Annotated in this window: 22 protein-coding genes and 2 pseudogenes; 17 read left to right on the top strand and 7 right to left on the bottom strand. The window is 58.3% G+C overall.

Going from position 1 to position 25247, the window contains the following annotated elements; all coding sequences use genetic code 11:
* The first annotated feature begins 21 nt into the window (after positions 1-21).
* The 8 genes from AB4O41_RS08460 (at position 22) to AB4O41_RS08425 (ending at position 10957) form a co-directional block, all read left to right on the top strand.
* Complete coding sequence (locus AB4O41_RS08460; RefSeq protein ID WP_460147194.1) at positions 22-2853, top strand: 2-oxoglutarate dehydrogenase E1 component; 2832 nt, start codon at positions 22-24, stop codon at positions 2851-2853.
* A 42-nt stretch (positions 2854-2895) separates the two neighbouring features.
* The gene (gene odhB / locus AB4O41_RS08455; protein ID WP_460147192.1) at positions 2896-4110 is read left to right on the top strand and encodes a 2-oxoglutarate dehydrogenase complex dihydrolipoyllysine-residue succinyltransferase; all 1215 of its coding nucleotides are present in this window, start codon (positions 2896-2898) and stop codon (positions 4108-4110) included.
* 110 nt (positions 4111-4220) lie between these two features.
* Entirely contained in the window at positions 4221-5657 is a 1437-nt protein-coding gene (gene lpdA, locus AB4O41_RS08450; RefSeq protein WP_007898983.1) for a dihydrolipoyl dehydrogenase, read from the top strand.
* A 183-nt stretch (positions 5658-5840) separates the two neighbouring features.
* Positions 5841-7007: an ADP-forming succinate--CoA ligase subunit beta gene (gene sucC, locus AB4O41_RS08445; protein WP_008148602.1), complete on the top strand. Its 1167-nt coding sequence runs from the start codon at positions 5841-5843 to the stop codon at positions 7005-7007.
* Positions 7007-7888, top strand: coding sequence for a succinate--CoA ligase subunit alpha (gene sucD / locus AB4O41_RS08440; protein WP_007898976.1), 882 nt, complete (start codon positions 7007-7009; stop codon positions 7886-7888). The genes sucC and sucD overlap by 1 nt, the downstream gene beginning before the upstream one ends.
* A 340-nt stretch (positions 7889-8228) precedes the next feature.
* A complete protein-coding gene (brnQ, locus tag AB4O41_RS08435) occupies positions 8229-9542 on the top strand; it encodes a branched-chain amino acid transport system II carrier protein (protein WP_460147189.1) in 1314 nt (437 codons plus the stop codon).
* Positions 9543-9818: 276 nt separating this feature from the next.
* Positions 9819-10556 carry a DUF599 domain-containing protein gene (locus tag AB4O41_RS08430; RefSeq protein WP_367374782.1) on the top strand — a complete coding sequence of 246 codons (738 nt, stop codon included), beginning with the start codon at positions 9819-9821 and terminating at the stop codon, positions 10554-10556.
* Complete coding sequence (locus AB4O41_RS08425; RefSeq protein WP_460147187.1) at positions 10556-10957, top strand: MAPEG family protein; 402 nt, start codon at positions 10556-10558, stop codon at positions 10955-10957. The genes AB4O41_RS08430 and AB4O41_RS08425 overlap by 1 nt, the downstream gene beginning before the upstream one ends.
* 67 nt (positions 10958-11024) lie before the next feature.
* On the opposite strand, the gene AB4O41_RS08420 is transcribed toward AB4O41_RS08425, so the two are convergent.
* Positions 11025-11282 (bottom strand): hypothetical protein, encoded by a 258-nt coding sequence (locus AB4O41_RS08420; protein ID WP_460147185.1) that lies wholly within the window; start codon positions 11280-11282, stop codon positions 11025-11027.
* Positions 11283-11439: 157 nt separating this feature from the next.
* Between AB4O41_RS08420 and AB4O41_RS08415 the strand changes: the two genes are divergently transcribed.
* The 3 genes from AB4O41_RS08415 (at position 11440) to htpG (ending at position 14350) form a co-directional block, all read left to right on the top strand.
* Positions 11440-11916: a PaaI family thioesterase gene (locus AB4O41_RS08415; RefSeq protein WP_007898969.1), complete on the top strand. Its 477-nt coding sequence runs from the start codon at positions 11440-11442 to the stop codon at positions 11914-11916.
* Positions 11913-12365 carry a PaaI family thioesterase gene (locus AB4O41_RS08410; protein WP_460147183.1) on the top strand — a complete coding sequence of 151 codons (453 nt, stop codon included), beginning with the start codon at positions 11913-11915 and terminating at the stop codon, positions 12363-12365. The genes AB4O41_RS08415 and AB4O41_RS08410 overlap by 4 nt, the downstream gene beginning before the upstream one ends.
* A gap of 80 nt (positions 12366-12445) precedes the next feature.
* Positions 12446-14350 (top strand): molecular chaperone HtpG, encoded by a 1905-nt coding sequence (htpG, locus tag AB4O41_RS08405; RefSeq protein ID WP_123721239.1) that lies wholly within the window; start codon positions 12446-12448, stop codon positions 14348-14350.
* A 160-nt stretch (positions 14351-14510) separates the two neighbouring features.
* On the opposite strand, the gene AB4O41_RS08400 is transcribed toward htpG, so the two are convergent.
* Positions 14511-15398 carry a pirin family protein gene (locus AB4O41_RS08400; protein ID WP_460147181.1) on the bottom strand — a complete coding sequence of 296 codons (888 nt, stop codon included), beginning with the start codon at positions 15396-15398 and terminating at the stop codon, positions 14511-14513.
* Positions 15399-15459: 61 nt separating this feature from the next.
* Complete coding sequence (locus tag AB4O41_RS08395; protein ID WP_460147179.1) at positions 15460-15876, bottom strand: OsmC family protein; 417 nt, start codon at positions 15874-15876, stop codon at positions 15460-15462.
* Positions 15877-16065: 189 nt separating this feature from the next.
* Between AB4O41_RS08395 and AB4O41_RS08390 the strand changes: the two are divergent.
* Positions 16066-16194 (top strand): annotated as a pseudogene (locus tag AB4O41_RS08390) (DUF3859 domain-containing protein); the annotation flags it as partial.
* Between the two features lie 70 nt (positions 16195-16264).
* Here the strand turns inward: AB4O41_RS08390 and AB4O41_RS08385 are convergent.
* From AB4O41_RS08385 to purM, 3 genes are read right to left on the bottom strand one after another with little or no spacing between them, the layout of a single operon-like run.
* Complete coding sequence (locus AB4O41_RS08385; RefSeq protein WP_123360152.1) at positions 16265-16978, bottom strand: DUF3108 domain-containing protein; 714 nt, start codon at positions 16976-16978, stop codon at positions 16265-16267.
* 8 nt (positions 16979-16986) lie between these two features.
* Positions 16987-17637 carry a phosphoribosylglycinamide formyltransferase gene (gene purN, locus AB4O41_RS08380; protein ID WP_018925121.1) on the bottom strand — a complete coding sequence of 217 codons (651 nt, stop codon included), beginning with the start codon at positions 17635-17637 and terminating at the stop codon, positions 16987-16989.
* The gene (purM, locus tag AB4O41_RS08375) at positions 17637-18695 is read right to left on the bottom strand and encodes a phosphoribosylformylglycinamidine cyclo-ligase (protein ID WP_008013877.1); all 1059 of its coding nucleotides are present in this window, start codon (positions 18693-18695) and stop codon (positions 17637-17639) included. The genes purN and purM overlap by 1 nt, the downstream gene beginning before the upstream one ends.
* Positions 18696-19085: 390 nt before the next feature.
* On the opposite strand from purM, the pseudogene AB4O41_RS08370 reads away from it, so the two are divergent.
* From AB4O41_RS08370 to AB4O41_RS08350, 5 genes and pseudogenes are all read left to right on the top strand, one after another.
* Positions 19086-20143: pseudogene (locus tag AB4O41_RS08370) on the top strand (DUF2066 domain-containing protein).
* 30 nt (positions 20144-20173) lie between these two features.
* Positions 20174-21247 carry an AI-2E family transporter gene (locus AB4O41_RS08365; RefSeq protein ID WP_460147176.1) on the top strand — a complete coding sequence of 358 codons (1074 nt, stop codon included), beginning with the start codon at positions 20174-20176 and terminating at the stop codon, positions 21245-21247.
* Between the two features lie 230 nt (positions 21248-21477).
* The gene (gene hda / locus AB4O41_RS08360; protein ID WP_007898944.1) at positions 21478-22182 is read left to right on the top strand and encodes a DnaA regulatory inactivator Hda; all 705 of its coding nucleotides are present in this window, start codon (positions 21478-21480) and stop codon (positions 22180-22182) included.
* Positions 22183-22409: 227 nt separating this feature from the next.
* Entirely contained in the window at positions 22410-23048 is a 639-nt protein-coding gene (locus AB4O41_RS08355) for a C40 family peptidase (protein ID WP_460147174.1), read from the top strand.
* Positions 23049-23213: 165 nt separating this feature from the next.
* Complete coding sequence (locus AB4O41_RS08350) at positions 23214-23750, top strand: C40 family peptidase (RefSeq protein ID WP_367374796.1); 537 nt, start codon at positions 23214-23216, stop codon at positions 23748-23750.
* 164 nt (positions 23751-23914) lie between these two features.
* Here the strand turns inward: AB4O41_RS08350 and AB4O41_RS08345 are convergent, their stop codons facing one another.
* Positions 23915-25228 carry a PQQ-dependent sugar dehydrogenase gene (locus AB4O41_RS08345; RefSeq protein ID WP_460147172.1) on the bottom strand — a complete coding sequence of 438 codons (1314 nt, stop codon included), beginning with the start codon at positions 25226-25228 and terminating at the stop codon, positions 23915-23917.
* Between the last annotated feature and the right edge of the window lie 19 nt (positions 25229-25247).

Genomic DNA, 25247 nt, shown 5'->3' with positions numbered 1-25247 from the left:
CCTAACCGAGGGTGACCAAGCATGCAAGAAAGCGTGATGCAGCGCATGTGGAACAGCGCCTACCTATCCGGTAGTAACGCTGCCTATGTGGAAGAGCTCTACGAGCTCTACCTGCACGACCCTAACGCTGTGCCAGAAGAGTGGCGCACCTACTTCCAGAAGTTGCCTGCTGATGGCAACACTGTCACCGATGTTTCGCACTCCACAATTCGCGATCATTTCGTCTTGCTGGCAAAGAACCAGCGCCGCGCCCAACCGGTTTCCGCCGGAAGCGTGAGCAGTGAGCACGAGAAGAAGCAAGTTGAAGTGCTGCGATTGATCCAGGCCTACCGTATGCGTGGCCACCAGGCAGCCCAGCTTGACCCGCTGGGGCTGTGGCAGCGTCCTGCACCTGCAGACCTGTCAATCAATCATTACGGCTTGACCAATGCCGATCTTGATACGACCTTCCGTGCCGGCGACCTGTTCATCGGCAAAGAGGAGGCGAGCCTACGCGAAATTCACGAAGCGTTGCAGCAGACATATTGCCGCACCATCGGCGCTGAATTTACGCACATCACCGATTCCGAGCAGCGTCAGTGGTTCCAGCAGCGTCTGGAAAGCGTGCGCGGCCGTCCGACGTACTCCGCCGACATCAAGAGCCACCTGCTTGAGCGCGTCACCGCCGGCGAAGGCCTGGAAAAATACCTCGGGACCAAATACCCGGGTACCAAGCGTTTCGGTCTGGAAGGCGGCGAGAGCCTGATTCCGATGCTCGACGAGCTGATCCAGCGTTCCGGTTCCTACGGCACCAAGGAAATCGTGATCGGCATGGCCCACCGTGGTCGTCTCAACGTGCTGGTCAACACCTTCGGCAAGAACCCGCGCGAGCTGTTCGACGAGTTCGAAGGCAAGAAGAAGGTCGAGCTGGGGTCCGGTGACGTTAAATATCACCAGGGCTTCTCGTCCAACGTGATGACCACCGGCGGTGAAGTTCACCTGGCCATGGCGTTCAACCCGTCCCACCTGGAAATCGTTTCCCCGGTGGTCGAGGGTTCGGTTCGCGCCCGTCAGGATCGTCGTAACGACCCTACCGGCGAGAAGGTTCTGCCTATCTCCATCCACGGCGACGCGGCATTCGCCGGTCAGGGTGTGGTGATGGAAACCTTCCAGATGTCGCAGACCCGCGGTTTCAAGACCGGCGGCACCGTGCACATCGTGATCAACAACCAGGTCGGTTTCACCATCAGCAACCCGCTGGACTCGCGCTCCACCGAGTACGCGACCGATGTTGCGAAGATGATCCAGGCGCCGATCCTCCATGTAAATGGTGATGATCCGGAAGCCGTGTTGTTCGTGACCCAGCTGGCCATCGACTACCGCATGCAGTTCAAGCGTGACGTGGTGATCGACCTGGTCTGCTACCGTCGTCGCGGCCATAACGAGGCCGACGAACCTAGCGGCACCCAGCCAATCATGTATCAGCAGATCACCAAACAGCGCACCACCCGTGAGCTGTATGCCGATCGTCTGACCCAGGGCGGTGTGCTGGATGCAGAGCGTGTTCAGGCGAAAGTCGACGAATACCGCAATGCGCTGGACAACGGTCTGCATGTTGTAAAAAGCCTGGTCAAAGAGCCGAACAAAGAGTTGTTCGTGGACTGGCGTCCGTATCTGGGCCACGCCTGGACCGCGCGTCACGACACTCGCTTCGATCTGAAAACCTTGCAGGAACTGTCCGCCAAGCTGCTGGAAATTCCGGAAGGCTTCGTGGTTCAGCGCCAGGTCTCGAAAATCTACGAAGACCGTCAGAAAATGCAAGCCGGCGGCCTGCCGATCAACTGGGGTTATGCCGAAACCATGGCGTACGCGACCCTGGCGTTCGAAGGTCACCCGATTCGCATGACGGGTCAGGACATCGGTCGCGGTACGTTCTCGCACCGTCACGCTGTCTTGCACAACCAGAAAGACGCGGGAACCTACGTCCCGCTGCAAAACCTGTACAAGGGCCAGCCACGTTTCGACCTGTACGATTCGTTCCTGTCCGAAGAAGCCGTGCTGGCGTTCGAATACGGTTACTCGACCACCACGCCTGAGGCGCTGGTGATCTGGGAAGCCCAGTTCGGCGACTTTGCCAACGGTGCCCAAGTGGTTATCGACCAGTTCATCACCAGTGGCGAGCACAAGTGGGGCCGTCTCTGCGGTCTGACCATGCTGCTGCCGCACGGTTATGAAGGTCAGGGTCCGGAGCACTCTTCGGCTCGTCTGGAGCGTTACCTGCAACTGTGCGCCGAGCACAATATTCAGGTTGCCGTTCCGACTACGCCAGCTCAGATCTACCACTTGCTGCGTCGTCAGGTGATTCGCCCGCTGCGCAAGCCGTTGATCGTTCTGACTCCGAAGTCGCTGCTGCGTCACAAACTGGCCATCTCGACCCTGGAAGATCTGGCCGAAGGTTCGTTCCAGACCGTTATCCCGGAAATCGATGCCCTGGACCCGAAAAAGGTCGAGCGCGTTGTTCTGTGTAGCGGCAAGGTCTACTACGACCTGCTGGAAAAACGCCGTGCCGAAGGTCGTGATGACATCGCCATCGTGCGTATCGAGCAGCTGTACCCATTCCCTGAGGACGACTTGAACGAAGTCCTGGCTCCGTACACCAACCTCAAACATATCGTTTGGTGTCAGGAAGAGCCGATGAACCAGGGTGCCTGGTACTGCAGCCAACACCACATGCGCCGCATCGTTGGCAATCACGACAAGTCTCTCGTACTTGAGTACGCGGGCCGTGATGCTTCTGCTGCACCTGCTTGTGGTTATGCATCGATGCACGCTGAGCAGCAGGAACAACTGCTGCAAGACGCCTTTACTGTTTAACGCCTTCGCGCACCTGAAACCGAATTTAAGGACCCACAGATAATGGCTATCGAAATCAAAGCCCCCACTTTCCCGGAATCGGTTGCCGATGGCACCGTTGCCACCTGGCACAAAAAACCGGGCGACGCCGTCAAGCGTGACGAACTGATCGTCGACATCGAAACTGACAAAGTCGTACTGGAAGTGTTGGCCACCGCTGATGGCGTGCTGGGCGCTATCGTCAAGAACGAAGGCGACACCGTTCTATCCGACGAAGTTCTGGGCTCCATCGGTGAGGGCGGTGCTGCCGCTCCAACCGCCGCTGCTGCACCTGCTGCCGCTGCCGCTGCTCCTGCCGAAGCGGGTGAAGATGATCCTGTTGCTGCACCGGCTGCTCGCAAGCTGGCTGAAGAAAACGGTATCAACATCGCTTCCGTTGCCGGCACTGGCAAAGGCGGTCGTGTGACCAAGGAAGACGTTGTTGCCGCTGTAGCTGCCAAGAAAGCCGCTCCGGCTGCCGCGCCAGCCAAGGCTGCTGCTCCTGCCGCTGCTGCTCCAGTGTTCGCTGCCGGCGATCGCATCGAGAAGCGCGTACCGATGACCCGCGTGCGGGCCACCGTTGCCAAGCGTCTGGTTGAAGCTCAATCGAACATGGCAATGCTGACCACTTTCAACGAAGTCGACATGACCGAAGTCATGGCCCTGCGTTCGAAGTACAAGGACCTGTTCGAGAAGTCCCACAACGGCGTACGCCTGGGCTTCATGTCGTTCTTCGTCAAGGCTGCCACCGAAGCGCTGAAACGCTTCCCGGCTGTCAACGCGTCGATCGACGGTGCCGACATCGTTTATCACGGCTACGCTGACGTCGGTGTTGCTGTTTCCAGCGACCGCGGCCTGGTTGTACCGGTTCTGCGTAACGCCGAACTGATGAGCCTGGCTGAAATCGAAGGCGGCATCGCCACCTTCGGCAAGAAGGCTCGTGACGGCAAGCTGTCGATGGACGAAATGACCGGTGGTACGTTCACCATCACCAACGGTGGTACTTTCGGTTCGATGATGTCGACTCCGATCGTCAACCCGCCACAAGCGGCCATCCTGGGCATGCACAACATTCTGCAGCGTCCTATGGCGATCAACGGTCAAGTCGTTATCCGTCCGATGATGTACCTCGCTCTGTCCTACGATCACCGTTTGATCGACGGCAAAGAAGCTGTGACCTTCCTGGTTACCATCAAGAACCTGCTGGAAGACCCGGCTCGTTTGCTGCTGGATATCTGATTTCGTTGCACGGGCCGCTCAGCGATGGGCGGCCCTTCTGTAATGACCAGCTTCGTCCCACGACGGTCCCCAAAAGGGGCCGTCCGGTTTGATTCGAGAAGGAATGACACATGACTCAGAAATTCGACGTGGTAGTGATTGGCGCGGGCCCTGGCGGCTACGTGGCTGCCATTAAAGCAGCGCAACTGGGCCTCTCCACTGCCTGCATCGAGAAATACACCGACAAGGAAGGCAAACTGGCCCTCGGCGGTACTTGCCTGAACGTCGGCTGCATTCCATCCAAGGCGCTGCTGGACAGTTCCTGGAAGTTCCACGAAGCCCAAGACGGCTTCGCGATCCACGGTATCAACCACGCTGGCGTGACCATGGACGTGCCAGCAATGGTCGGCCGTAAAGCCAACATCGTCAAAGGCCTGACCTCCGGTGTTGCCACTCTGTTCAAGGCTAACGGCGTTACTTCGATCCAGGGCCACGGCAAACTGCTGGCCGGCAAGAAAGTCGAAGTCACCAAGCCTGACGGTTCGGTAGAGATCATTGAAGCCGAGAACGTGATTCTGGCTCCAGGTTCGCGTCCGATCGACATTCCACCGGCTCCGGTCGACCAGAATGTGATCGTCGATTCGACTGGCGCGCTGGAATTCCAATCGGTTCCAAAACGTCTGGGCGTGATTGGCGCTGGCGTGATCGGTCTGGAACTGGGTTCGGTCTGGTCCCGTCTGGGCGCAGAAGTTACCGTTCTCGAAGCGCTGGACACCTTCCTGATGGCCGCTGACGCTGCCGTTTCCAAGGAAGCGCTGAAAACCCTGACCAAACAAGGTCTGGACATCAAGCTGGGCGCTCGCGTTACCGGTTCCAAAGTGAACGGCGACGAAGTCGTTGTGAACTACACCGATGCCAACGGCGAACAGAACATCACTTTCGACAAGCTGATCGTAGCCGTTGGTCGCCGCCCGGTGACCACTGATCTGCTGGCTGCTGATTGCGGCGTGACCCTGGACGAGCGCGGTTTCGTGCACGTTGACGATCACTGCGCTACCACCGTACCGGGCGTTTACGCCATTGGTGACGTGGTTCGCGGCATGATGCTGGCACACAAAGCCTCGGAAGAGGGCATCATGGTCGTTGAGCGCATCAAGGGCCACAAAGCCCAGATGAACTATGACTTGATCCCGTCAGTTATTTATACTCACCCGGAAATCGCATGGGTCGGCAAAACCGAGCAGACCTTGAAGGCTGAAGGCGTTGAAGTTAACGTTGGCACCTTCCCGTTCGCAGCCAGTGGCCGTGCCATGGCAGCCAACGACACCGGCGGTTTCGTGAAAGTCATTGCTGATGCCAAGACTGACCGCGTATTGGGCGTCCACGTGATTGGCCCGAGCGCTGCAGAACTGGTTCAGCAGGGCGCGATCGGTATGGAATTCGGCACCAGCGCTGAAGACCTGGGCATGATGGTTTTCTCCCATCCGACCCTGTCTGAAGCCTTGCACGAAGCAGCTTTGGCTGTGAATGGCGGCGCCATCCACATCGCCAACCGCAAGAAGCGTTAAGACAAGACAATAAGAAACCACGGCGGGAGGCCCGTCGTGAGCCTTGCGTGCAAGACTCACCGCGGAATGTCCGCCGGACGCAGCCTTGCGTAGCTCAGCTACGCAAGCAGCAGTCACAGGTGGTGCGGCACTTCAACAAGTGCAGCACCGAATGCGCAGTACCTAACGAAGACGGTAATAAGCATGAATCTTCACGAGTATCAGGGTAAGCAGCTGTTCGCTGAATACGGCCTGCCAGTATCCCAGGGTTTCGCCGTAGACACCCCGGAAGCAGCAGCAGAAGCGTGCGACAAAATCGGCGGGACCGAATGGGTTGTCAAAGCCCAGGTCCACGCTGGTGGTCGCGGTAAAGCGGGCGGCGTAAAGCTGGTTCGCAGCAAAGAAGACGCCAAAGCATTCGCTCAACAGTGGTTGGGCAAGCGTCTGGTGACTTACCAGACTGATGCCAATGGTCAGCCAGTCACCAAGATCCTGGTTGAATCGTGCACTGATATCGCTAAAGAGCTGTACCTGGGCGCTGTCGTTGACCGTTCGAGCCGTCGCATCGTGTTCATGGCTTCCACCGAAGGTGGCGTGGACATCGAGAAAATCGCTCACGACACCCCTGAGAAAATCCTCAAGGCCACTATCGATCCACTGGTTGGCGCTCAGCCATTCCAGGGTCGCGAGCTGGCATTCCAGCTGGGTCTGGAAGGCAAGCAAGTTGCTCAGTTCGCCAAGATCTTCGTAGGTCTGGCCAAGCTGTTCAAGGATCACGACCTGGCTCTGCTGGAAGTGAACCCGCTGGTGATCAAGGCTGACGGCGATCTGCATTGCCTCGACGCCAAGATCAACATCGACGCCAACGCCATGTACCGTCAGCCTAAGCTGAAAACTTTCCACGATCCGTCGCAAGACGATCCGCGCGAAGCGCACGCTGCCAAGTTCGAACTGAACTACGTAGCACTGGAAGGCAACATCGGTTGCATGGTCAACGGTGCTGGCCTGGCCATGGGTACCATGGACATCGTCAACCTGCATGGCGGCAAACCAGCCAACTTCCTCGACGTGGGCGGCGGTGCTACCAAAGAACGCGTTACCGAAGCGTTCAAGATCATCCTGTCCGACACTAACGTCGCTGCAGTATTGGTCAACATCTTCGGCGGCATCGTTCGTTGCGACATGATTGCCGAAGGCATCATCGGCGCTGTGAAAGAAGTCGGCGTGAAAATCCCGGTTGTTGTTCGCCTTGAAGGCAACAACGCTGAGCTGGGCGCTAAAGTACTGGCAGAAAGCGGTTTGAACATCATCGCTGCTACCAGCCTGACCGACGCTGCTCAACAAGTCGTTAAAGCTGCGGAGGGCAAATAATGAGCGTCCTGATCAATAAAGACACCAAAGTTATCTGCCAGGGTATTACCGGTTCGCAAGGTAGTTTCCACACCCAGCAAGCCATCGAGTACGGCACCAAGATGGTTGGTGGTGTAACTCCTGGTAAAGGCGGCACCGAGCACCTGGGTCTGCCAGTGTTCAACACCGTGAAAGACGCTGTAGCTGCCACTGGCGCCACCGCCAGCGTGATCTACGTTCCAGCTCCTTTCTGCAAGGACTCCATCCTGGAAGCAGCATTCGGCGGCATCAAGCTGATCGTTTGCATCACTGAAGGCATTCCTACCCTGGACATGCTGGATGCCAAGGTCAAGTGCGACGAGTTGGGCGTAGTCCTGATCGGTCCTAACTGCCCAGGCGTGATCACTCCAGGCGAATGCAAGATCGGCATCATGCCAGGTCACATTCACTTGCCAGGCAAGGTCGGTATCGTTTCCCGTTCCGGCACCCTGACCTACGAAGCTGTGAAGCAGACTACTGACGCCGGTTTCGGTCAGTCGACTTGCGTCGGCATCGGTGGTGACCCGATCCCGGGTTCGAACTTCATCGACATCCTGAAGCTGTTCCAGGAAGACCCGAAGACCGAAGCGATCGTAATGATCGGTGAGATCGGCGGTTCGGCTGAAGAAGAAGCGGCTGCCTACATCAAGGCAAACGTGACCAAGCCGGTTGTTTCCTACATCGCTGGTGTGACTGCCCCTGCGGGCAAGCGCATGGGCCATGCTGGCGCAATCATCTCTGGCGGCAAAGGCACTGCAGACGAGAAGTTTGCTGCCCTGGAAGACGCAGGCGTTAAAACCGTGCGTTCGCTGGCAGACATCGGCAAGGCTTTGTCCGAGCTGACCGGTTGGGCGATCAAATAAGCCTCGTGCTTAGCTGACGCTTCACCAAACAAAGGCCACCTTCGGGTGGTCTTTGTCGTTTCCGGGTGATCGTTCCCACGCAGAGCGTGGGAACGATCTGTGCCAAGGTAGGAAAATTAGGTATGTAAACGCGACATTGAAATGTCGGGTATCGGATAGTTCGCCCCGTAACAGTGCGTTTGTCGTGCAAATTCGTTAGGCTAGCAGCCATTTTTGCGTCCGCGGCCCACAAGGCAGCGACGCGCTAAACGGGTCAGTCCTATACGGGCCGACAGCATTTCCCTCACCCATAAGGGAAATCCCTCTCTAAATTCCGATTCAGTAGTGTGGTATTTCCTTAATGAAAGTGTTGAAAGGCCAGGACATCCTGGCACTGGGTTTTATGACATTTGCCCTGTTCGTCGGGGCTGGCAACATCATCTTCCCGCCTATCGTCGGTTTGCAGTCCGGGCCTAATGTCTGGATGGCGGCGCTGGGTTTTCTGATCACCGCAGTCGGTCTGCCGGTGATCACCGTTGTCGCCCTGGCCAAGGTCGGCGGTGCAATGGATGCCTTGAGCAGCCCGATCGGTAAAGTCGCCGGTGGCCTGCTGGCAGCCGCGTGCTACCTCGCTGTCGGCCCGTTGTTCGCGACGCCGCGCACTGCGACCGTGTCGTTTGAAGTGGGCCTGGCGCCGCTGACTGGCGAGAGCCCGCTGGCGCTGTTTCTCTATAGCTCGGTGTACTTCCTGCTGGTGTTTTTCATCTCGCTCTATCCGGGCCGTCTGCTGGACACCGTAGGACGTTTCCTTGCACCGCTGAAGATCATCGCTCTGGCCGTTCTTGGCATTGCCGCGTTCGCGTTGCCGGCAGGTGATATCGGTGTGGCCACTCCTGAATATGTCGCGGCACCGTTCTCCCAAGGATTTATCAATGGTTACCTGACCATGGATACCCTGGGCGCGTTGGTATTCGGCATTGTCATCGTTAATGCGATCCGCTCCCGCGGCGTGGAATCGCCAGCGTTGATCACCCGTTACGCGATCATCGCCGGTCTGATTGCCGGCGTGGGCCTGGCGCTGGTTTACGTCAGTCTGTTCCGTCTCGGTTCGGGCAGTCATGAAGTGGCCGCCGGTGCTGCCAACGGCGCGGCGGTATTGCACGCGTACGTTCAGCACACGTTTGGTTCGTTGGGCAGCGGTTTCCTTGCGGTGCTGATCTCCTTGGCCTGCCTGGTGACAGCGGTCGGTCTGACGTGTGCCTGTGCCGAATACTTCAGCCGTGTACTGCCACTGTCCTACAAGACACTGGTGATCATCCTGGCTGCGTTCTCCCTGTTGGTGTCCAACCTGGGCCTCACCAAGCTGATTGCTTTCTCGATCCCGGTGCTGACCGCCATCTACCCCCCGTGCATCGCCTTGGTAGCCCTGAGCTTCTGCAAGGACTTCTGGCATGAGCAGGGCCGCATCGTCGGTCCGGTGATGCTGGTGTCGTTCATCTTCGGCCTGATCGACGCCCTCAAGGGGGCCGGTCTTGCCGACTGGATGCCGACTCAACTGGCTCACCTGCCGCTGAGCGAGCAAGGTCTGGCGTGGCTGGTGCCAGCGGTCATGACCCTGGTGGTTGCCGTGGTCTGCGATCGTCTGCTGGGCAAGCGCGCCGAAGCGCTGGCTTAAGCTGCTTCATGGCCCGCCACAAGCGGGCCTTGAGTTGCTTCCTGTCAAAAAATAGAAATGCCCCGTATCAATCGATACGGGGCATTTTTTATGGGCGGGATGCGGTGTCTTTTTTCTTGCGCTAACGTCGAAGCACTGCCAAATCTAATGTGGGAGCGGGCTTGCTCGCGAAGACGGCTTATCATTCAACATTGATGTCGACTGACCCATCGCCCTCGCGAGCAAGCCCGCTCCCACAGGGTTTCCGTTCCCCGCAAACACATCACAAGGACCTGCATGTCGTTCATCCACGCCAATCTGATCCACATCCTCGCCGCGCTCTGGTTTGTCGTCTGCTGGGGCGGTTATACCCGTTACGCCTCATGGAAGGGCCGCGACACCGCGTGCCTGGCCAGCGTGCTGCACCTGTATCGCGAAGACTGGATGCGCCGCATGCTGTTGCGCGATAACCGCATTGCCGATGCCAGCGTGATCGGTAACCTGGAGCGCAATGCCTCGTTCTTCGCCTCCAGTACGCTGATTATCCTGGCCGGTATTCTCACAGTGTTGGGTGCGTCCGACAGAGCCGTGTCGTTGCTGGCGGATATTCCGATGGTGCAACAGGCCTCCCAAGGCATGTCGGAGATCAAGTTGTTGTGCTTGGCGCTGGTGTTTGTCTATGCGTTCTTTACCTTCAGTTGGTGCATGCGTCAGTACAACTTTGCGGCGATTCTAGTGGGCTCGGCGCCGATGATCGGCGAGCGCCATGTGTCCGAGCAAGAGCGTAAAGCCTTTGCTTCCCGAGCCGCCCGTGTCATCTCCATGGCGGCCAACCAGTTCAACTTCGGTCTGCGTTCCTATTACTTCGGCATGACCATGCTGGCGTGGTTCGTCAGTCCCTGGTTGTTCATGTTGATGAGTGCCGGCGTCGTGTTTGTGTTGTATCGCCGAGAGTTTCACTCCGACGTTCTCGATGTGATGGTCTATACCCCAACGGAGGCGCCATTGCCTGAAGCAAACAAGGAGGCTGCTTGATGAGTGTTCCGTTCTGGTGTGTGTTTATCAGCGCATTGTTGATTTACGTTGCTCGTATGCCGGTGGCCAAGGCCATGAAAGAGCAGGGCGGTTACGACAATCACCTGCCGCGTCAGCAACAGGCGCAACTAACCGGCTTCGGTGCCCGGGCAGTAGCGGCTCATCAGAACAGTTTCGAGGCGTTCATATTGTTTGCGGTAGGGGTGTTGATGGCGCATACCACGCAGACGGCGGGATGGCTGATCGATGCGCTGGCGATCATCTTCGTGATCACGCGCATTATTTACTTGCTGTGCTATTGGGGAGATCTGGCCTGGCCGCGCAGTCTGGTGTGGTTTGTGGGTTTAGTGTGTTCGTTGTTGCTGATGATTAGTCCGACTTTTAGATCGATTTTGCTCTAATACTTATCGCCAATAAAAAAGAAAACCCGCACTGGGCGGGTTTTCTTTTATCACACTAAAAACGTTTTTAGTTTTTAGGTGCTTCTGGCGCTGGAGCCGGAGCGGCTTCTTTTACCGCTGCTGCGTTCGATTCGGCCTGAGCTTTGGCAGCTTCGGCGTTTTCTTTTGCTGCATCGTTCACTTTATCCTGAGCTTCGCCCATTTTTTCCTGAGCTTGCTCGGCATGTTTGGTGGCATCTTGAGCTTTGTCCTCGGATTTTTTATCGCAGGCAGCGAGACCGAGGGAAGCGGTCAACATCAAGGCAATAGCTAAAGTCTTACGCATGGGGTGTTTCTCCTTATGGAAAATATCTACTGGCCTTTCGAGCACAGCGAATAGGGTTAAGTTCCTCAATTCATACAGATATATAAGTTTGTTTCGCTGCGGAACTTTTGCCTTCCAGCCCGCTACTTTGACCAGACACTAAGAAGAGTTTTATCAAATGGCCGAAAACCCCGTTTTTGAGCGTGCGACGCGATTCCTGTCGGCATTGCGGCATTGTCAGGTACTCGGAATGCGTGTTCACAGCGCCAGCAGCGAAGGATTGACGGTGATTTTGCCGTACAGCCCGCAGATCGTCGGTAATCCGCAAACCGGGGTGATTCATGGCGGTGCGCTGACCTCACTGATGGACACCGCCTGCGGTATGGCCACCCTTTGCGTGTTGCCCGAGTTCGAAGTCTGTCCAACGCTCGACTTGCGCATCGACTACATGCATGCCGCCGAGCCGCACAAGGACGTGTACGGCTTCGCCCAATGCTACCGGGTGACTACCGACGTAATCTTCGCGCGCGGTTTTGCCTATCAGGACGACCCCGAACAGCCCATCGCCCATGTGGTGGGCACCTTCATGCGCATGGGCAAGGGCATTAAAGGCACTAAAGGTTTTGGCGGCGCCATTGCTGGAGGTGCGAAATGACCGGCACGTTCAAGGAACAACTTCAACAGGCCCATGCGCAGGGAGACTACTCCTCGCTGTTGCAGCTGATTCCCTACGCCGCACTGATCGGTGTCGAATGTTCGCGGGTAGGGGATGAACTGCTGTTTCGTCTGCCGGCCAACAAAGACAACATTGGTAATCCTTTATTGCCAGCGATTCATGGCGGGGTGATTGCCGGCTTCATGGAACTCTCGGCGGCACTGCACCTTCTGATCTTCACCGGCTCGCCCGGTGTGCCGAAGATTATCGACTTTTCCCTCGACTACCTGCGTGCGGGGCAGTTTCGCGATACCTGGGCCAGATGCCAGGTGTGCCGACAGGGGCGTCGGGTGGCAAACGTGGCGATTACCGCCTGGCAAAGCACTGAAGCCGAGCCCATTGCCACGGCCCGCGCTCATTTCAAAATCGAAGAGCCCTTGAAATCCTGATCTCAGCCCCCAACTCTGAGGACAACCCGCCGTCGACCTCAAGGTCGCGGCCACTGCCATCTGATTGGAGTTTGATGACCATGAGTGTGGAAACTCAAAAGGAAACCCTGGGCTTCCAGACCGAGGTGAAGCAACTGCTGCACCTCATGATCCATTCGCTGTATTCCAACAAGGAAATTTTCCTTCGCGAATTGATCTCGAACGCCTCTGACGCTGTCGACAAATTACGCTTTGAAGCCCTCGCCAAGCCTGAATTGCTGGAAGGCGGCGCTGAACTGAAAATCCGTGTGAGCTTCGACAAAGACGCTAAAACCGTCACCCTCGAAGACAACGGCATCGGCATGAGCCGTGAAGATGCGGTCACCCATCTGGGCACCATCGCCAAGTCCGGCACTGCCGATTTCATGAAACACCTGTCTGGCGATCAGAAAAAAGACTCGCACCTGATCGGTCAGTTTGGTGTCGGTTTTTACTCGGCTTTCATCGTCGCCGATAAAGTTGATGTGTTCAGCCGCCGTGCTGGCCTCGCTGCCAGCGAAGGTGTGCACTGGTCGTCCAAGGGCGAAGGCGAATTCGAAATCTCCACCGTCGAGAAAGCCGACCGTGGTACCCGCATCGTTCTGCACCTGAAGTCCGCTGAAGACGAATTCGCCGATGGCTGGCGTCTGCGCAACATCATCAAGAAGTACTCCGACCACATCGCTTTGCCGATCGAGTTGCCGAAAGAAGTGGCAGCCGTTGAAGGCGAAGACAAGCCTGCCGTTGAATGGGAAACCGTCAACCGCGCCAGCGCCCTGTGGACTCGCCCTCGTACTGAAGTAAAGGACGAGGAATACCAGGAGTTCTACAAGCATGTCGCTCACGATTTCGAAAACCCGCTGAGCTGGAGCCACAACAAGGTCGAAGGCAAGCTCGAGTACACCTCGCTGCTTTATGTGCCGACCCGTGCTCCGTTCGACCTGTACCAGCGTGAAGCGCCAAAAGGCCTGAAGCTGTACGTGCAACGTGTGTTCGTCATGGATCAGGCCGAGTCGTTCCTGCCGCTGTACCTGCGCTTCATCAAAGGCGTGGTCGACTCCAACGACCTGTCGCTGAACGTGTCGCGGGAAATCCTGCAGAAAGACCCGATCATCGACTCCATGAAGTCGGCGCTGACCAAGCGCGTTCTGGACATGCTGGAAAAACTGGCGAAGAACGAGCCTGAGCAATACAAAGGCTTCTGGAAGAACTTCGGTCAGGTCATGAAAGAAGGCCCGGCAGAAGACTTCGCCAACAAAGAGAAAATTGCCGGCCTGCTGCGTTTCGCGTCCACTCAGGGCGATGACGGCGAGCAGGTTGTAGGTCTGGCCGACTATCTGGCTCGCGCCAAGGAAGGTCAGGACAAGATCTACTACCTGACTGGCGAAACCTACGCGCAAGTCAAAAACAGCCCGCACCTGGAAGTCTTCCGCAAGAAAGGCATCGAAGTGCTGCTGTTGACCGACCGCATCGACGAGTGGCTGATGAGCTACCTCAACGACTTCGACGGCAAGAGCTTTGTCGACGTGGCACGCGGTGACCTGGACCTCGGCAACCTGGATTCGGAAGAAGACAAGAAAGCCGCGGAAGAAGTCGCCAAGTCCAAAGAAGGCCTGGTTGAGCGTCTCAAGACCGCTTTGGGCGACTCCGTGGCTGAAGTGCGGGTTTCTCATCGTCTGACCGATTCCCCGGCGATTTTGGCCATCGGCGAGCAGGACCTGGGCCTGCAAATGCGTCAGATCCTCGAAGCCAGCGGTCAGAAGGTTCCGGATTCGAAGCCGATCTTCGAATTCAACCCGGCTCACCCGTTGATCGAGAAACTCGACAACGAGCAGAGCGACGAGCGCTTCGGCGACCTGTCGCACATCCTGTTCGATCAGGCGGCCCTGGCGGCCGGCGACAGCTTGAAAGACCCGGCCGCTTATGTGCGCCGTCTCAACAAGCTGCTGGTTGAACTGTCGGTTTAACCGCGTTGTAAAAAAACCCGCTTCGGCGGGTTTTTTCATTCTGGGGCTGATCGTTCCCACGCTCTGCGTGGGAACGCCTCTAGGGACGCTCCGCGCCCAGTGACGCGGAGCGTCACGGGCTGCATTCCCACGCAGAGCGTGGGAACGATCAGCCGATCAATTACAAGGGAGTTGGCGGGCTTCGGTGTTTCGGCAACTCAATCCGCTCACTTTCCCCCGGTACTGTCGGCCAATCCCCGGCTGCCCAGCGCCGACGCGCTTCATCGATCAATGCCGGATTGCTGGCCACGAAATTCCAGTTTATCCGTCGCGGGCCATCCAGCGGCGCGCCGCCAAACAACACGGCATGACAGTCGCTCTCGGCGAACAGTGTCATCTCTGCCCCGGCCGGCAATACCACCAGCGAATGCAGCTCCAGCGGATCGCCATCCAGTTGCGCCTCACCGCTCAGCACATACAGTGCCCGTTCTTCATGCTCGGTGGGAATCAGCAATGTAGTCGCCGTTTGCAGGTTCAATTCGGCGTACAGCGTAGGAGAAAGCACTGGGACCGGCGATTCGAGGCAAAAGCCTGACCCGGCGATCATCCGTATCTTCACGCCAAGGTTATTGCTGACTGGTAGCGTGGCCGCCGGATGGTAACTGTAATGCCCCGGACCGTGTTCACGATCCTTGGGCGAAGCCAGCCAGATCTGTAAGCCGTGCATTGTAAAGCCGCTGTCTTTCAATGGTTCGGGCGTGCGTTCGACGTGGGCAATTGCGCTACCCGCCGTCATCCAGCTGACATCGCCGGCATTCACCACCTGATCGGAACCGAGGCTGTCCTTGTGCTGGATTTGCCCTTCGAACAAGTAGGTGAGGGTGGACAGGCCGATGTGCGGATGCTGACGGATGTTCATGCCTTTGCCCGCCGGGTAACAGGTTTCGAGCATGTGGTCGAAAAACACGAAAGGCCCGACGTTGCGGCATTTGGCTGACGGCAACGGGCGAAGAATCGGCTGGCCTTCGACATCTTCGGCGCGAGGGCGGATCACGAGCGGAGTGTTCATGGTGCATTCCAGGCTGAGCGGGTGACGCAGGGAGCATAACCCGCTTGCGCAGCCCTTGCCGCTATTGGCTGAAGGCACCTTCGGACAGATGGGTTTCGATGCTGATGTCGGACGTGGTCATCAGCTTGTGTACCGGGCAGCGGTCGGCCACGCGGTGCAGCTCGTCACGCTGGGCGTCGGTGAGCACACCCTTGAGCGTGAGTTCGACGTGCAGGGCGTACTTGCCTTTCTGTTCTTCACTGTTGTCGCGCGTGACTTCAACCTCGACGCCCGTCAGCGGGATGTCCTTTTTCTTGGCATACATTTTCAGCGTCAGGGCCTTGCAGGCACCGAGGGCAGCGTCGAAGTAGTCGTGTGGTTCAGGCGCGGTGCCTTCGCCGCCAGAGGCTTTCGACACATCGGCAAAGAGTTCGTGGTCATCGATCTGGACGCTGTGACGAAAACCTTCGGCGGAGACAGTATTGACGGTGACAGTCATGGGAAACCTCGTGGGGATCAGGGAAAAGTCATTCGGTCAAAAAAGACCCTGAAGTTATAGAGCATTCCTTCAAGTTCGCGTTCCACTTTCTTGATGGGGATTTGACCAGCTCAGCGTTGTCATCGTCCTGTCACCCCCGCGTCATACCCTCGCGCTCATCTCAATCAAGGAGCGCACCATGCACCTCACCCTGGCGCTCCGCAGGACCTGATGGCCTACGAGTTCACCGAAAGCCACGAAGTCGTTCCCGGAGAATGGCGTTTCATGGTGTTCCAGGGCGACCGTCTGCTGGCTCAGCAACGCTTTACCGTGCGCTGATCGCTCTCGCCCAACCCAATGCCAGACGAAAAAAAGCCCCGCGTTTGCGGGGCTTTCATGTTGTTGCGGATCAGCTGCCTTTGACCGTCTTGCCGTTGACCGTACCGTCGAGGAGCATGATGTTGTACTCCTTGCCGTCGGTTTCGACTTGTTGCAGACGGACCAGCAAGTAATCCCAGTCCTTGGCGAACCACAGCACGGTGATGCGCTTGCTTTGTGTCGGGTCGCGCACGCGCTCGACCTTGATCGCATCGATCTGACCAGCCTTGGTGTCGACTTTCTCCGAACCCAGCACGCGGAAGTCATAGGTATCGACTTCGCCGTCATCGACGACTTGATAGCTCATGCTTTTCTTGCCGGCGGCCACGTCATGCTGCAGCGCCAGTTGATAGGTGGACTTGTCGACCATGCCGCGGTTGAGCGGGAGCTTGACGGCGTCACCGCGATCGGTGCCGGTGACCATCTTGTTGGTCCAGTCGAAGTCCAGATCAGCTTTCTTGGCTTTGCCCAGACCGCCGCGTTCGAAGTGGTAGGACTGTGGCAGCAGCGTGTCCTTGTCCAGCGTCAGGGTGCTTTCTTCGGTCAGGCTGGCAATCATCATCGACGCTTTGAAGCTGAGCTTCCAGGCGCCATTGGCTTGCTTGGTCAGGCTGCGCTCGGCGGTGCCGCTCATGGGCAACTGCTTCCAGTCGGCGGTGTAGCTGGCGGAGAAGGGTTGAAGGTCTGCGGCCTGCGCAAACGGCAGGGCGAGCAGAGCGCAAGCGAAGAGCAGGGCGCGACGCATAAAATCTCCTAGGTTCGAATCAAGTGGCCGCTGGCCGCGAGTAACTGTCCGTCCAGTAAAGCACCTTGTTCACCGAGTGATAAACGACCTTCAGCAAACCAGCGTACGGCCATCGGGTAGATCAGGTGTTCCTGGGTATGGACTCGCTGCGCCAGACTCTGCGGCGAATCGTGCAACTCTACCGGTATTACTGCCTGTACGACCAGTGGTCCGCCATCGAGTTCCTCGGTGACGAAGTGCACGGAACAGCCGTGTTCAGTGTCGCCGGCCTCCAGCGCGCGCTGATGGGTGTGTAACCCTTTGTATTTGGGCAGCAGCGAGGGATGGATATTGAGCAGGCGACCCTGATAGTGGCGCACGAAGTCAGCGCTGAGAATGCGCATGAAGCCGGCCAGTACCACGAGTTTTGGGTTGAAGGCGTCGATCAGTTCGATCAGCGCGGCATCGAAGGCCTCGCGACCTTCGAAAGCCTTGTGATCCAGGGTGCGGGTATCGATACCCGCGTCCCTGGCGCGTTGCAGGCCGTAGGCGTCGGCGCGGTTGGAAATCACCGCAGCGATGCGGGCCGGGCTGTCGCCGGTCCGCGTGCTGTCGATCAAGGCCTGCAAGTTACTGCCGGTGCCGGACAACAGCACCACCACATCACAGGTCTGGGACATCAATGAGCCTTGAGGTTCTTCAGTTCAACCTGAGCCGCGCCTTCGGCAGCGGTGGCGATCTGACCGATGACCCAAGGCTGCTCGCCGGCTTCACGCAACACGTTCAGCGCGGTTTCAACGTGCTCTTGGGCAACGCAGATAACCATGCCGACGCCGCAGTTCAGCACGCGGTGCATTTCGTTTTCGTCAACGTTGCCTTTCTCTTGCAGCCAGTCGAACACGGCAGGGCGAGTCCAGCTTGCAACGTCAACCACCGCTTGTGCGCCTTTTGGCAGAACGCGCGGGATGTTGTCCAGCAGGCCACCACCGGTGATGTGGGCCATGGCTTTGACGGCGCCGGTTTCTTTGATCAGCTTGAGCAGCGGCTTCACGTAGATGCGGGTCGGGGCCATCAGCAGGTCGGTCAGCGGTTTGCCGTCGAGCTGGATGTTTTCGATGTCTGCACCGGACACTTCGATGATCTTGCGGATCAGCGAGTAGCCGTTGGAGTGTGGGCCGGAAGACGGCAGGGCGAGCAGGGCATCGCCGGCAGCGACTTTGGAACCGTCGATGATTTCGGACTTTTCCACGACGCCGACGCAGAAGCCGGCCAGGTCGTAGTCTTCGCCTTCGTACATGCCAGGCATTTCAGCGGTTTCGCCGCCGACCAGGGAGCAGCCGGACAGCTCACAGCCAGCGCCGATGCCGGTCACGACCTGGGTCGCGGTTTCGACGTTCAGTTTGCCGGTCGCGTAGTAGTCGAGGAAGAACAGCGGCTCGGCGCCGCAGACCACCAGGTCGTTCACGCACATGGCAACCAGGTCGATGCCGATGCTGTCGTGCTTGTTCAGGTTCAGCGCCAGGCGCAGCTTGGTGCCGACGCCGTCAGTGCCCGATACCAGCACCGGTTGTTTGTAACCGGCCGGGATTTCGCAGAGGGCGCCGAAACCGCCCAGGCCGCCCATGACTTCCGGGCGCGCAGTGCGCTTGGCGACGCTCTTGATGCGTTCGACCAATGCTTCACCGGCGTCGATGTCTACACCGGCGTCCTTGTAGCTCAGGGAGGGTTGCTTGCTCATGATCCAGGCCTTTAGGGGGGATTCAGGGGTAACGACCGAGTCCAGTGGGGCCACTGAAGCAGGCGAAGGGCAATTGCCATCCGCGAATTCCAGGGCGCCCGGCTGTTGCCGGTCTGCGAAGGCGCGCGATTTTATCAGGCTTGAGGGGCAGCGACCATCCTCGTGCCGACGGGTAGAGGCATATCGCGTTAAAAAAACCGATATTGCGCGTATTGGTGGCGTCCCACATGGCTGTATAAGGTATTGACGCTAACCGTCTATCGTTATGACAGTGCGAAAACTTAATGTGATCGTGTGAATGTTTTGCTTGAGTGTGTGGTCACAGCCTAGCTCAATCATCTTCGTGTTCATGCGGTTTGTTCCAGCCGCTCTTGTCGTCAGGAATCTTTCATGCGTTTTCTTAAATTCTTGTTCGTGGGCTGTTTATCCGTGGTCAGCCTGACCAGCCATGCCGAAACAGTCAAAAGCCTCTATCAAGTGCGCGAGCCTGTCAGTAGCCAGACGCCGGAGGAGCGCGATCAGGCGACTCAGCGGGCGCTGGATACGTTGGTGTTGCGCCTGACCGGCGACCCCAAGGCTGCGCAGAGCCCGGGTCTGGCGGTCGTGCGTAAAGACCCTCAACAGATCATCAGTCAGTTCGGTTATGACGCCGGACCGCCGGAGGTGCTGAAAGTCGATTTCGATCCGGCCACCACCGAGCAGGCCTTGCGGCGTGCCGGGTTGGCTGTGTGGGGTGCCAATCGGCCATCGATCCTCGGCTGGTGGTTGAACGATTCCACTGAAGGTTCGAGCCTGGTCGGCGATGGCCAAGCCAGTGCAGCGCCACTGCTTCGAGCGGCGCAACATCGTGGGCTGCCGCTGCGTTTGCCGCTGGCGGACCTGAACGAGCAGATTGTCGCCACTGCGCCGAATCTGGAAAGTGCAGACCCGGCACCGCTGCGGGGCGCATCCGACCGTTACAATGCCGACGCTTTGCTGGCGGTGCATGCCCGTGAAGAGGGGGGCAATGGCAAGCCAAGTGGCGTTTGTGGTTGGGCGATCAGAAAGAAGCCGGTAGCGTGCAGGGCGCCGATACCGCCGCGCTGGCCGATGCGGTGATGCTGGCGGTCAGCGAGCGTTTGGCGCCACGTTTTGTCGCCAAGCCGGGGGCATCGAGCGAGCAGTTGCTGGAAGTGCAGGGCATGAATCTGGAGCACTATGCAGCGCTCGGGCGTTTGCTGGAGCCTTTTGGCGCACGTCTGCAAAGCGTTGATGGCGACCGCGTGCTTTATCGGGTCAATGGCAGTGCCGAACAGCTGCGGGCGCAGTTGTCTTTGGCCAGGTTGCAGGAAATTCCGGCCGGTGAGGCACCGGCCCCCGCGACGCCTGTTCAACCCGTGGCGGCTGGCTCGACACCGGTCGCAGCACCGGCCCCGGCACCGACGCCGCAGTTACGTTTTCGCTGGTAGTTTTTCTTTATATAGAAGCAGGAGTGGTACATGGCCGATACACGGCGTTGGTTCTGGCTCGGTGGGGTGGTCCTGCTTTGCGCGTTTGTTTACCTGTTGCACCCGATCCTGACGCCGTTCCTGGTGGCGCTGTTGCTGGCTTATCTATTCGATCCGCTGGTGGATCGGCTGGAAAAGTACGGTCTGTCACGGACCTGGGGCGTGGTAGCGGTGTTCGCCTTGTTCACATTGATCGTCACCGCGTTGCTGTTGGTGTTGGTGCCGATGCTCGCCAAGCAGCTGTTTCGCTTGTATGAGCTGGCGCCGCAGATGCTCGACTGGCTGCAGCACACCGCCGTGCCGTGGGCGCAATCGAAGATCGGGTTGTCGGACGGCTTCTGGAAGTTCGACAAGCTCAAGGCGGCGTTCAGCGAGCACATGGGCCAGACCACCGATGTGGTCGGCGTGGTGCTGAGTCAGGCGACAGCTTCAGGTCTTGCGCTGATTGGCTGGCTGGCCAACCTGGTGCTGATTCCGGTGGTGAGTTTTTATCTGCTGCGCGACTGGGACCTGATGATGGCCAAGATCCGCAGCCTGCTGCCGCGTGATCGTGAAGAGCGCGTCATGTCCCTGGCGGGAGAGTGCCACGAAGTGCTCGGGGCATTCGTGCGCGGGCAGTTGCTGGTGATGCTGGCGCTGGGCGTGATCTACGCCGCAGGCTTGATGATCGTCGGGCTGGAGCTGGGTCTGTTGATCGGCCTGATTGCCGGGTTGGCGGCGATCGTGCCGTACATGGGGTTCGTCATCGGGATTGGGGCGGCATTGATTGCCGGTCTGTTCCAGTTCGGTGGCGATTTGTATCCCATGATCGGTATTGTCGCGGTGTTCATGGTCGGCCAGGCGCTGGAAGGTATGGTCCTGACACCATTGCTGGTGGGCGACCGAATCGGCCTGCACCCGGTGGCGGTGATCTTCGCGATCCTGGCCGGCGGCGAGCTGTTTGGTTTTACCGGTGTGTTGCTGGCGTTGCCGGTGGCGGCGGTGATCATGGTCCTGGTGCGCCACATGCATGATTTGTACAAGGATTCGGATATCTACGGCGGTGTCGACGAATCCGGGCTGTAAGTTTTTTTGATCGCTTATAGCGGGCAGTCTGGTTTCATGCCAGGTTTGCCCGTATCCCTTGTATGGCTGTCACATGCGCCGCCAAAGAAACGGTCATAAAACCAGTGCGTTAACGCAAACCTTTGATTTTGCTTGTGGTCTGTCGCATTGTGCGGTCAGCCTCACGGGTATAAACTTCGCAAACTTTACACAGAGGCCACTAACGGTTCCTTTGGAACTGTTCAGTCAGCATGAAACCGATTCAGCTGCCCCTAGGTGTGCGTCTGCGTGATGACGCTACCTTTATCAATTACTACCCAGGCGCCAATGCCGCTGCACTCGGCTATGTCGAGCGGCTCTGCGAAGCCGACGCCGGCTGGACGGAAAGTCTGATTTACCTCTGGGGCAAGGACGGGGTAGGGCGCACGCATTTGTTGCAGGCAGCGTGTCTGCGCTTCGAACAACTGGGGGAGCCGGCGGTGTACCTGCCGTTGGCCGAGTTGTTGGACCGCGGCATCGAAATCCTCGACAACCTCGAACAATACGAACTGGTCTGCCTGGACGATCTGCAGGCGGTCGCCGGCAAGGCGGATTGGGAAGAGGCGCTGTTCCATCTGTTCAATCGCCTGCGTGACAGTGGCCGGCGTCTGCTGATCGCGGCCTCGACATCCCCGCGCGAACTGCCGGTGAAGCTGGCAGACCTCAAGTCGCGGCTGACACTGGCACTCATCTTCCAGATGCGCCCGCTCTCTGACGAAGACAAATTGCGCGCCTTGCAGTTACGCGCATCCCGTCGTGGCCTGCACCTGACCGACGAGGTCGGGCATTTTATTTTGACCCGCGGTACCCGCAGCATGAGTGCGCTTTTCGAGCTGCTTGAACGCCTCGATCAGGCCTCCCTCCAAGCTCAGCGCAAGCTGACAATCCCCTTCCTGAAAGAAACCCTTGGTTGGTAAAAAACCTGATCAAGCCCAGGTTCTACGCGGGTTTTGGAAAATTTAAGGCGTCAACAAATCCGCTTTTCTGCAGGAGGGCAGGCTGCGCAAAGGTTCAAAATGGGCTTAAGCGCTTAGATGTAAACGAGAAACCGATAAGTCACATAAAGATCGATTGAATTTGCAAATGAGGTTGATAGCGGGCATAGTCGCGGCTTCTTTTATAACTATCAGCCACGGTCGTGCCCATGCTAAATCGCTTCGCACCCCTCGTGCCTCTCGCACTCGTCACCCTGTTGTTCGGTTGCGCTGCTCACTCTCCAGTGTCCCAGCAAGCGCCACAACAGCAGGTTTCAAATTCAGTTACCGCGCAGTCTTCTTCCGTTCTTTTCCAGGAAGAGCTGGCCACCGATAAAGAATTGGCAGACTTCGCCGGCGGCAAGTCGTACCAACTTCCGGTTCTGGCCGACAGCATCCTCGAACGTGGCATGTCCCTGATCGGTACCCGTTACCGTTTCGGCGGCACCTCCGAGGCTGGTTTCGACTGCAGCGGCTTCATTGGTTATCTGTTTCGTGAAGAGGCCGGCATGAACCTGCCGCGGTCCACTCGCGAAATGATCAACGTTGACGCTCCTCTGGTTGCTCGCAGCGCCCTCAAGCCGGGTGACCTGCTGTTCTTCGCCACCAATGGTCGTCGCGGTCGTGTCAGTCACGCCGGGATCTACTTGGGTGATAACCAGTTCATCCACTCCAGCAGCCGCAAAAGCGGTGGTGTCCGGATCGATAGCCTGGGCGACAGCTACTGGAACAAGACCTTCATCGAAGCCAAGCGCGCACTCGCGATGGCGCCGAATACGGCACCGGCTATCGTCACGGCTCGCAAGTAAGCGGACAGTTTGTAAGGCGAACTTAAAGTCTTACTTGAAGTTTGCCGCGTAGCCGCTAGAATCCTGATCTATTATTGATGGCAAACCGCCTGCGTTCTGCGCAGGCGGTTTTCTTTTCTGTCTTTGTGGCAGAAAAAGCCGCAGCCAGATCAGGATGTTCTGCTTATGACGATGTCGGCCCGCCTCGCACTCATGTTCTTCGCAGCGCTGCTCAGCGCCTGCGCCAGCCGCACACCGCCACCTGCGCCGGTAGTCCGCGCTCCAATTGTTTTCGGTCCTTCCCAAGCCTTTTCTCCTGCGGCAGAAGACGTGCTGTTTCGCGCGCTGGGTTTGGTGGGAACGCCTTATCGTTGGGGTGGCAACACGCCAGATTCCGGGTTCGATTGCAGCGGTCTGATCGGTTACGTGTATCGCGATGTCGCAGGCATTTCCTTGCCGCGCTCCACCCGCGAGATGATCGGTATGCAGGCCCCCAATATCGGCAAGGAAGGCCTGCAAACCGGTGACCTGATTTTCTTCGCCACCAATGGCGGCTCCCAGGTCAGCCACGCCGGGATCTACGTCGGCGAAGGCCGCTTCGTCCACGCCCCAGCCACGGGCGGCACGGTCAAGCTGGACAGCTTGTCCAAAGCTTACTGGCAGAGAGCCTATCTGAGCGCCAAGCGCGTCTTGCAACCCGAGCACTTGGCACATAATCCGTAGCGCAGGTTGTCATGGCCGCTCGCACGCTCTGTCGTAAACGCTGATCTCCTGTGGGAGCGGGCTTGCCCGCGATGACGTCGGCACATTCAACTTCGATGTAGTCTGGGCTGCCGCTATCGCGGGCAAGCCCGCTCCCACAGGGTTTTCGTCTGGCAGTAATCGCATTATTTAGCTGCGGAAACGCGCCACACCTTGTTCCCCACATCATCCGCCACCAGCAAGCCTCCTTGCTGATCGATCACCACGCCCACCGGCCGGCCCATGGCTTTTTCCTCGTCATTGAGGAAGCCCGTGAGCACATCCGCCGGCTGCCCGCTCGGTTTGCCGGCGCTGAACGGCACGAAAATCACTTTGTAGCCACTGAGCGGCTTGCGGTTCCATGAGCCATGCTGGCCGATGAAGGCACCTTGAGTGAACGGCGCGGGCAGTTTGCTGCCTTCGGCAAACGTCAGGCCCAGTGACGCGGTATGTGGCCCAACTGCATAGTCTGGCGCAATGGCCTTGGCCACCAGTTCAGGGTTTTGCGGCTCGACGCGAATGTCGACGTGCTGGCCGTAATAGCTGTAAGGCCAGCCGTAGAACCCACCGTCCTTCACGGATGTGATGTAGTCCGGCACCAGGTCGCTGCCGATTTCGTCACGCTCGTTGACGGCGGTCCACAGTGCGCCGCTCTGAGGCTCCCAGGCCAGACCGTTTGGATTACGAATCCCCGAGGCGAAGATCCGATGGTTGCCGGTGGCGCGGTCCACTTCCCAGATCGCCGCGCGTCCTTCCTCCTGATCCATGCCGTTTTCACCGACGTTGCTGTTCGAGCCCACGGTGACGTATAGCTTGCTGCCATCCTTGCTGGCGATGACGTTTTTGGTCCAGTGGTGATTCAGCGTGCCGCCCGGCAGATCGACCACCTTGATCGGCTGCGACTTGATCGCCGTCTCGCCGTTTTCGTAGTGGAAACGCAGCAGGCGGTCGGTGTCGGCGACATACAAGTCATTGCCGACCAGGGTCATGCCGAACGGCGAGTTGAGGTTTTCCAGAAACACCGTGCGGGTTTCGGCGACGCCGTCGTGGTCTTTGTCCCGCAGCAGGGTGATGCGGTTCGGGCTGGGGACGCCGGCACCGGCACGGCCCATGACTTTGCCCATGACCCAGCCGCGAATGCCTGTGCCATCATCGGGTTTGGGCGGCGCGTTGGTTTCGGCTACCAGCACATCGCCGTTGGGCAGCACATAGAGCCAGCGCGGATGATCGAGGCCTTCGGCAAACGCCGTCACTTGAGTCCCGGCCGCGGCGACGGGTTTCTTGCCTTCAGGCCAGCCGATCGCCGGGGCGATGTTTACCGTCGGGATCAGGGTTTTATTCGGCTCTGGCAGCTTGGGCGACGGTCCGGTTCCGTCCGAGACTTGCAGGCTGGAGGTTTCACCACAGGCGGCGAGCCCTCCGGCGAGCGCGATAATGAAAACGAGCTGGGGTTTGTGCATTACTGATCTTCCCTATGAA

The sequence above is a fragment of the Pseudomonas sp. S2_A02 genome (assembly GCF_054668495.1).
Note: the sequence above shows the minus strand (reverse complement) of the source record. Positions and strands in the feature narration are given on the sequence as shown.

What these genes read in the sequence shown, in the direction of transcription:
- AB4O41_RS08460 (WP_460147194.1), top strand. Translation starts at nt 22, where the DNA reads ATGCAAGAAAGCGTGATGCAGCGCATGTGGAACAGCGCCTACCTATCC.
- odhB (WP_460147192.1), top strand. Translation starts at nt 2,896, where the DNA reads ATGGCTATCGAAATCAAAGCCCCCACTTTCCCGGAATCGGTTGCCGAT.
- lpdA (WP_007898983.1), top strand. Translation starts at nt 4,221, where the DNA reads ATGACTCAGAAATTCGACGTGGTAGTGATTGGCGCGGGCCCTGGCGGC.
- sucC (WP_008148602.1), top strand. Translation starts at nt 5,841, where the DNA reads ATGAATCTTCACGAGTATCAGGGTAAGCAGCTGTTCGCTGAATACGGC.
- sucD (WP_007898976.1), top strand. Translation starts at nt 7,007, where the DNA reads ATGAGCGTCCTGATCAATAAAGACACCAAAGTTATCTGCCAGGGTATT.
- brnQ (WP_460147189.1), top strand. Translation starts at nt 8,229, where the DNA reads ATGAAAGTGTTGAAAGGCCAGGACATCCTGGCACTGGGTTTTATGACA.
- AB4O41_RS08430 (WP_367374782.1), top strand. Translation starts at nt 9,819, where the DNA reads ATGTCGTTCATCCACGCCAATCTGATCCACATCCTCGCCGCGCTCTGG.
- AB4O41_RS08425 (WP_460147187.1), top strand. Translation starts at nt 10,556, where the DNA reads ATGAGTGTTCCGTTCTGGTGTGTGTTTATCAGCGCATTGTTGATTTAC.
- AB4O41_RS08420 (WP_460147185.1), bottom strand. Translation starts at nt 11,282, where the DNA reads ATGCGTAAGACTTTAGCTATTGCCTTGATGTTGACCGCTTCCCTCGGT.
- AB4O41_RS08415 (WP_007898969.1), top strand. Translation starts at nt 11,440, where the DNA reads ATGGCCGAAAACCCCGTTTTTGAGCGTGCGACGCGATTCCTGTCGGCA.
- AB4O41_RS08410 (WP_460147183.1), top strand. Translation starts at nt 11,913, where the DNA reads ATGACCGGCACGTTCAAGGAACAACTTCAACAGGCCCATGCGCAGGGA.
- htpG (WP_123721239.1), top strand. Translation starts at nt 12,446, where the DNA reads ATGAGTGTGGAAACTCAAAAGGAAACCCTGGGCTTCCAGACCGAGGTG.
- AB4O41_RS08400 (WP_460147181.1), bottom strand. Translation starts at nt 15,398, where the DNA reads ATGAACACTCCGCTCGTGATCCGCCCTCGCGCCGAAGATGTCGAAGGC.
- AB4O41_RS08395 (WP_460147179.1), bottom strand. Translation starts at nt 15,876, where the DNA reads ATGACTGTCACCGTCAATACTGTCTCCGCCGAAGGTTTTCGTCACAGC.
- AB4O41_RS08385 (WP_123360152.1), bottom strand. Translation starts at nt 16,978, where the DNA reads ATGCGTCGCGCCCTGCTCTTCGCTTGCGCTCTGCTCGCCCTGCCGTTT.
- purN (WP_018925121.1), bottom strand. Translation starts at nt 17,637, where the DNA reads ATGTCCCAGACCTGTGATGTGGTGGTGCTGTTGTCCGGCACCGGCAGT.
- purM (WP_008013877.1), bottom strand. Translation starts at nt 18,695, where the DNA reads ATGAGCAAGCAACCCTCCCTGAGCTACAAGGACGCCGGTGTAGACATC.
- AB4O41_RS08365 (WP_460147176.1), top strand. Translation starts at nt 20,174, where the DNA reads ATGGCCGATACACGGCGTTGGTTCTGGCTCGGTGGGGTGGTCCTGCTT.
- hda (WP_007898944.1), top strand. Translation starts at nt 21,478, where the DNA reads ATGAAACCGATTCAGCTGCCCCTAGGTGTGCGTCTGCGTGATGACGCT.
- AB4O41_RS08355 (WP_460147174.1), top strand. Translation starts at nt 22,410, where the DNA reads ATGCTAAATCGCTTCGCACCCCTCGTGCCTCTCGCACTCGTCACCCTG.
- AB4O41_RS08350 (WP_367374796.1), top strand. Translation starts at nt 23,214, where the DNA reads ATGACGATGTCGGCCCGCCTCGCACTCATGTTCTTCGCAGCGCTGCTC.
- AB4O41_RS08345 (WP_460147172.1), bottom strand. Translation starts at nt 25,228, where the DNA reads ATGCACAAACCCCAGCTCGTTTTCATTATCGCGCTCGCCGGAGGGCTC.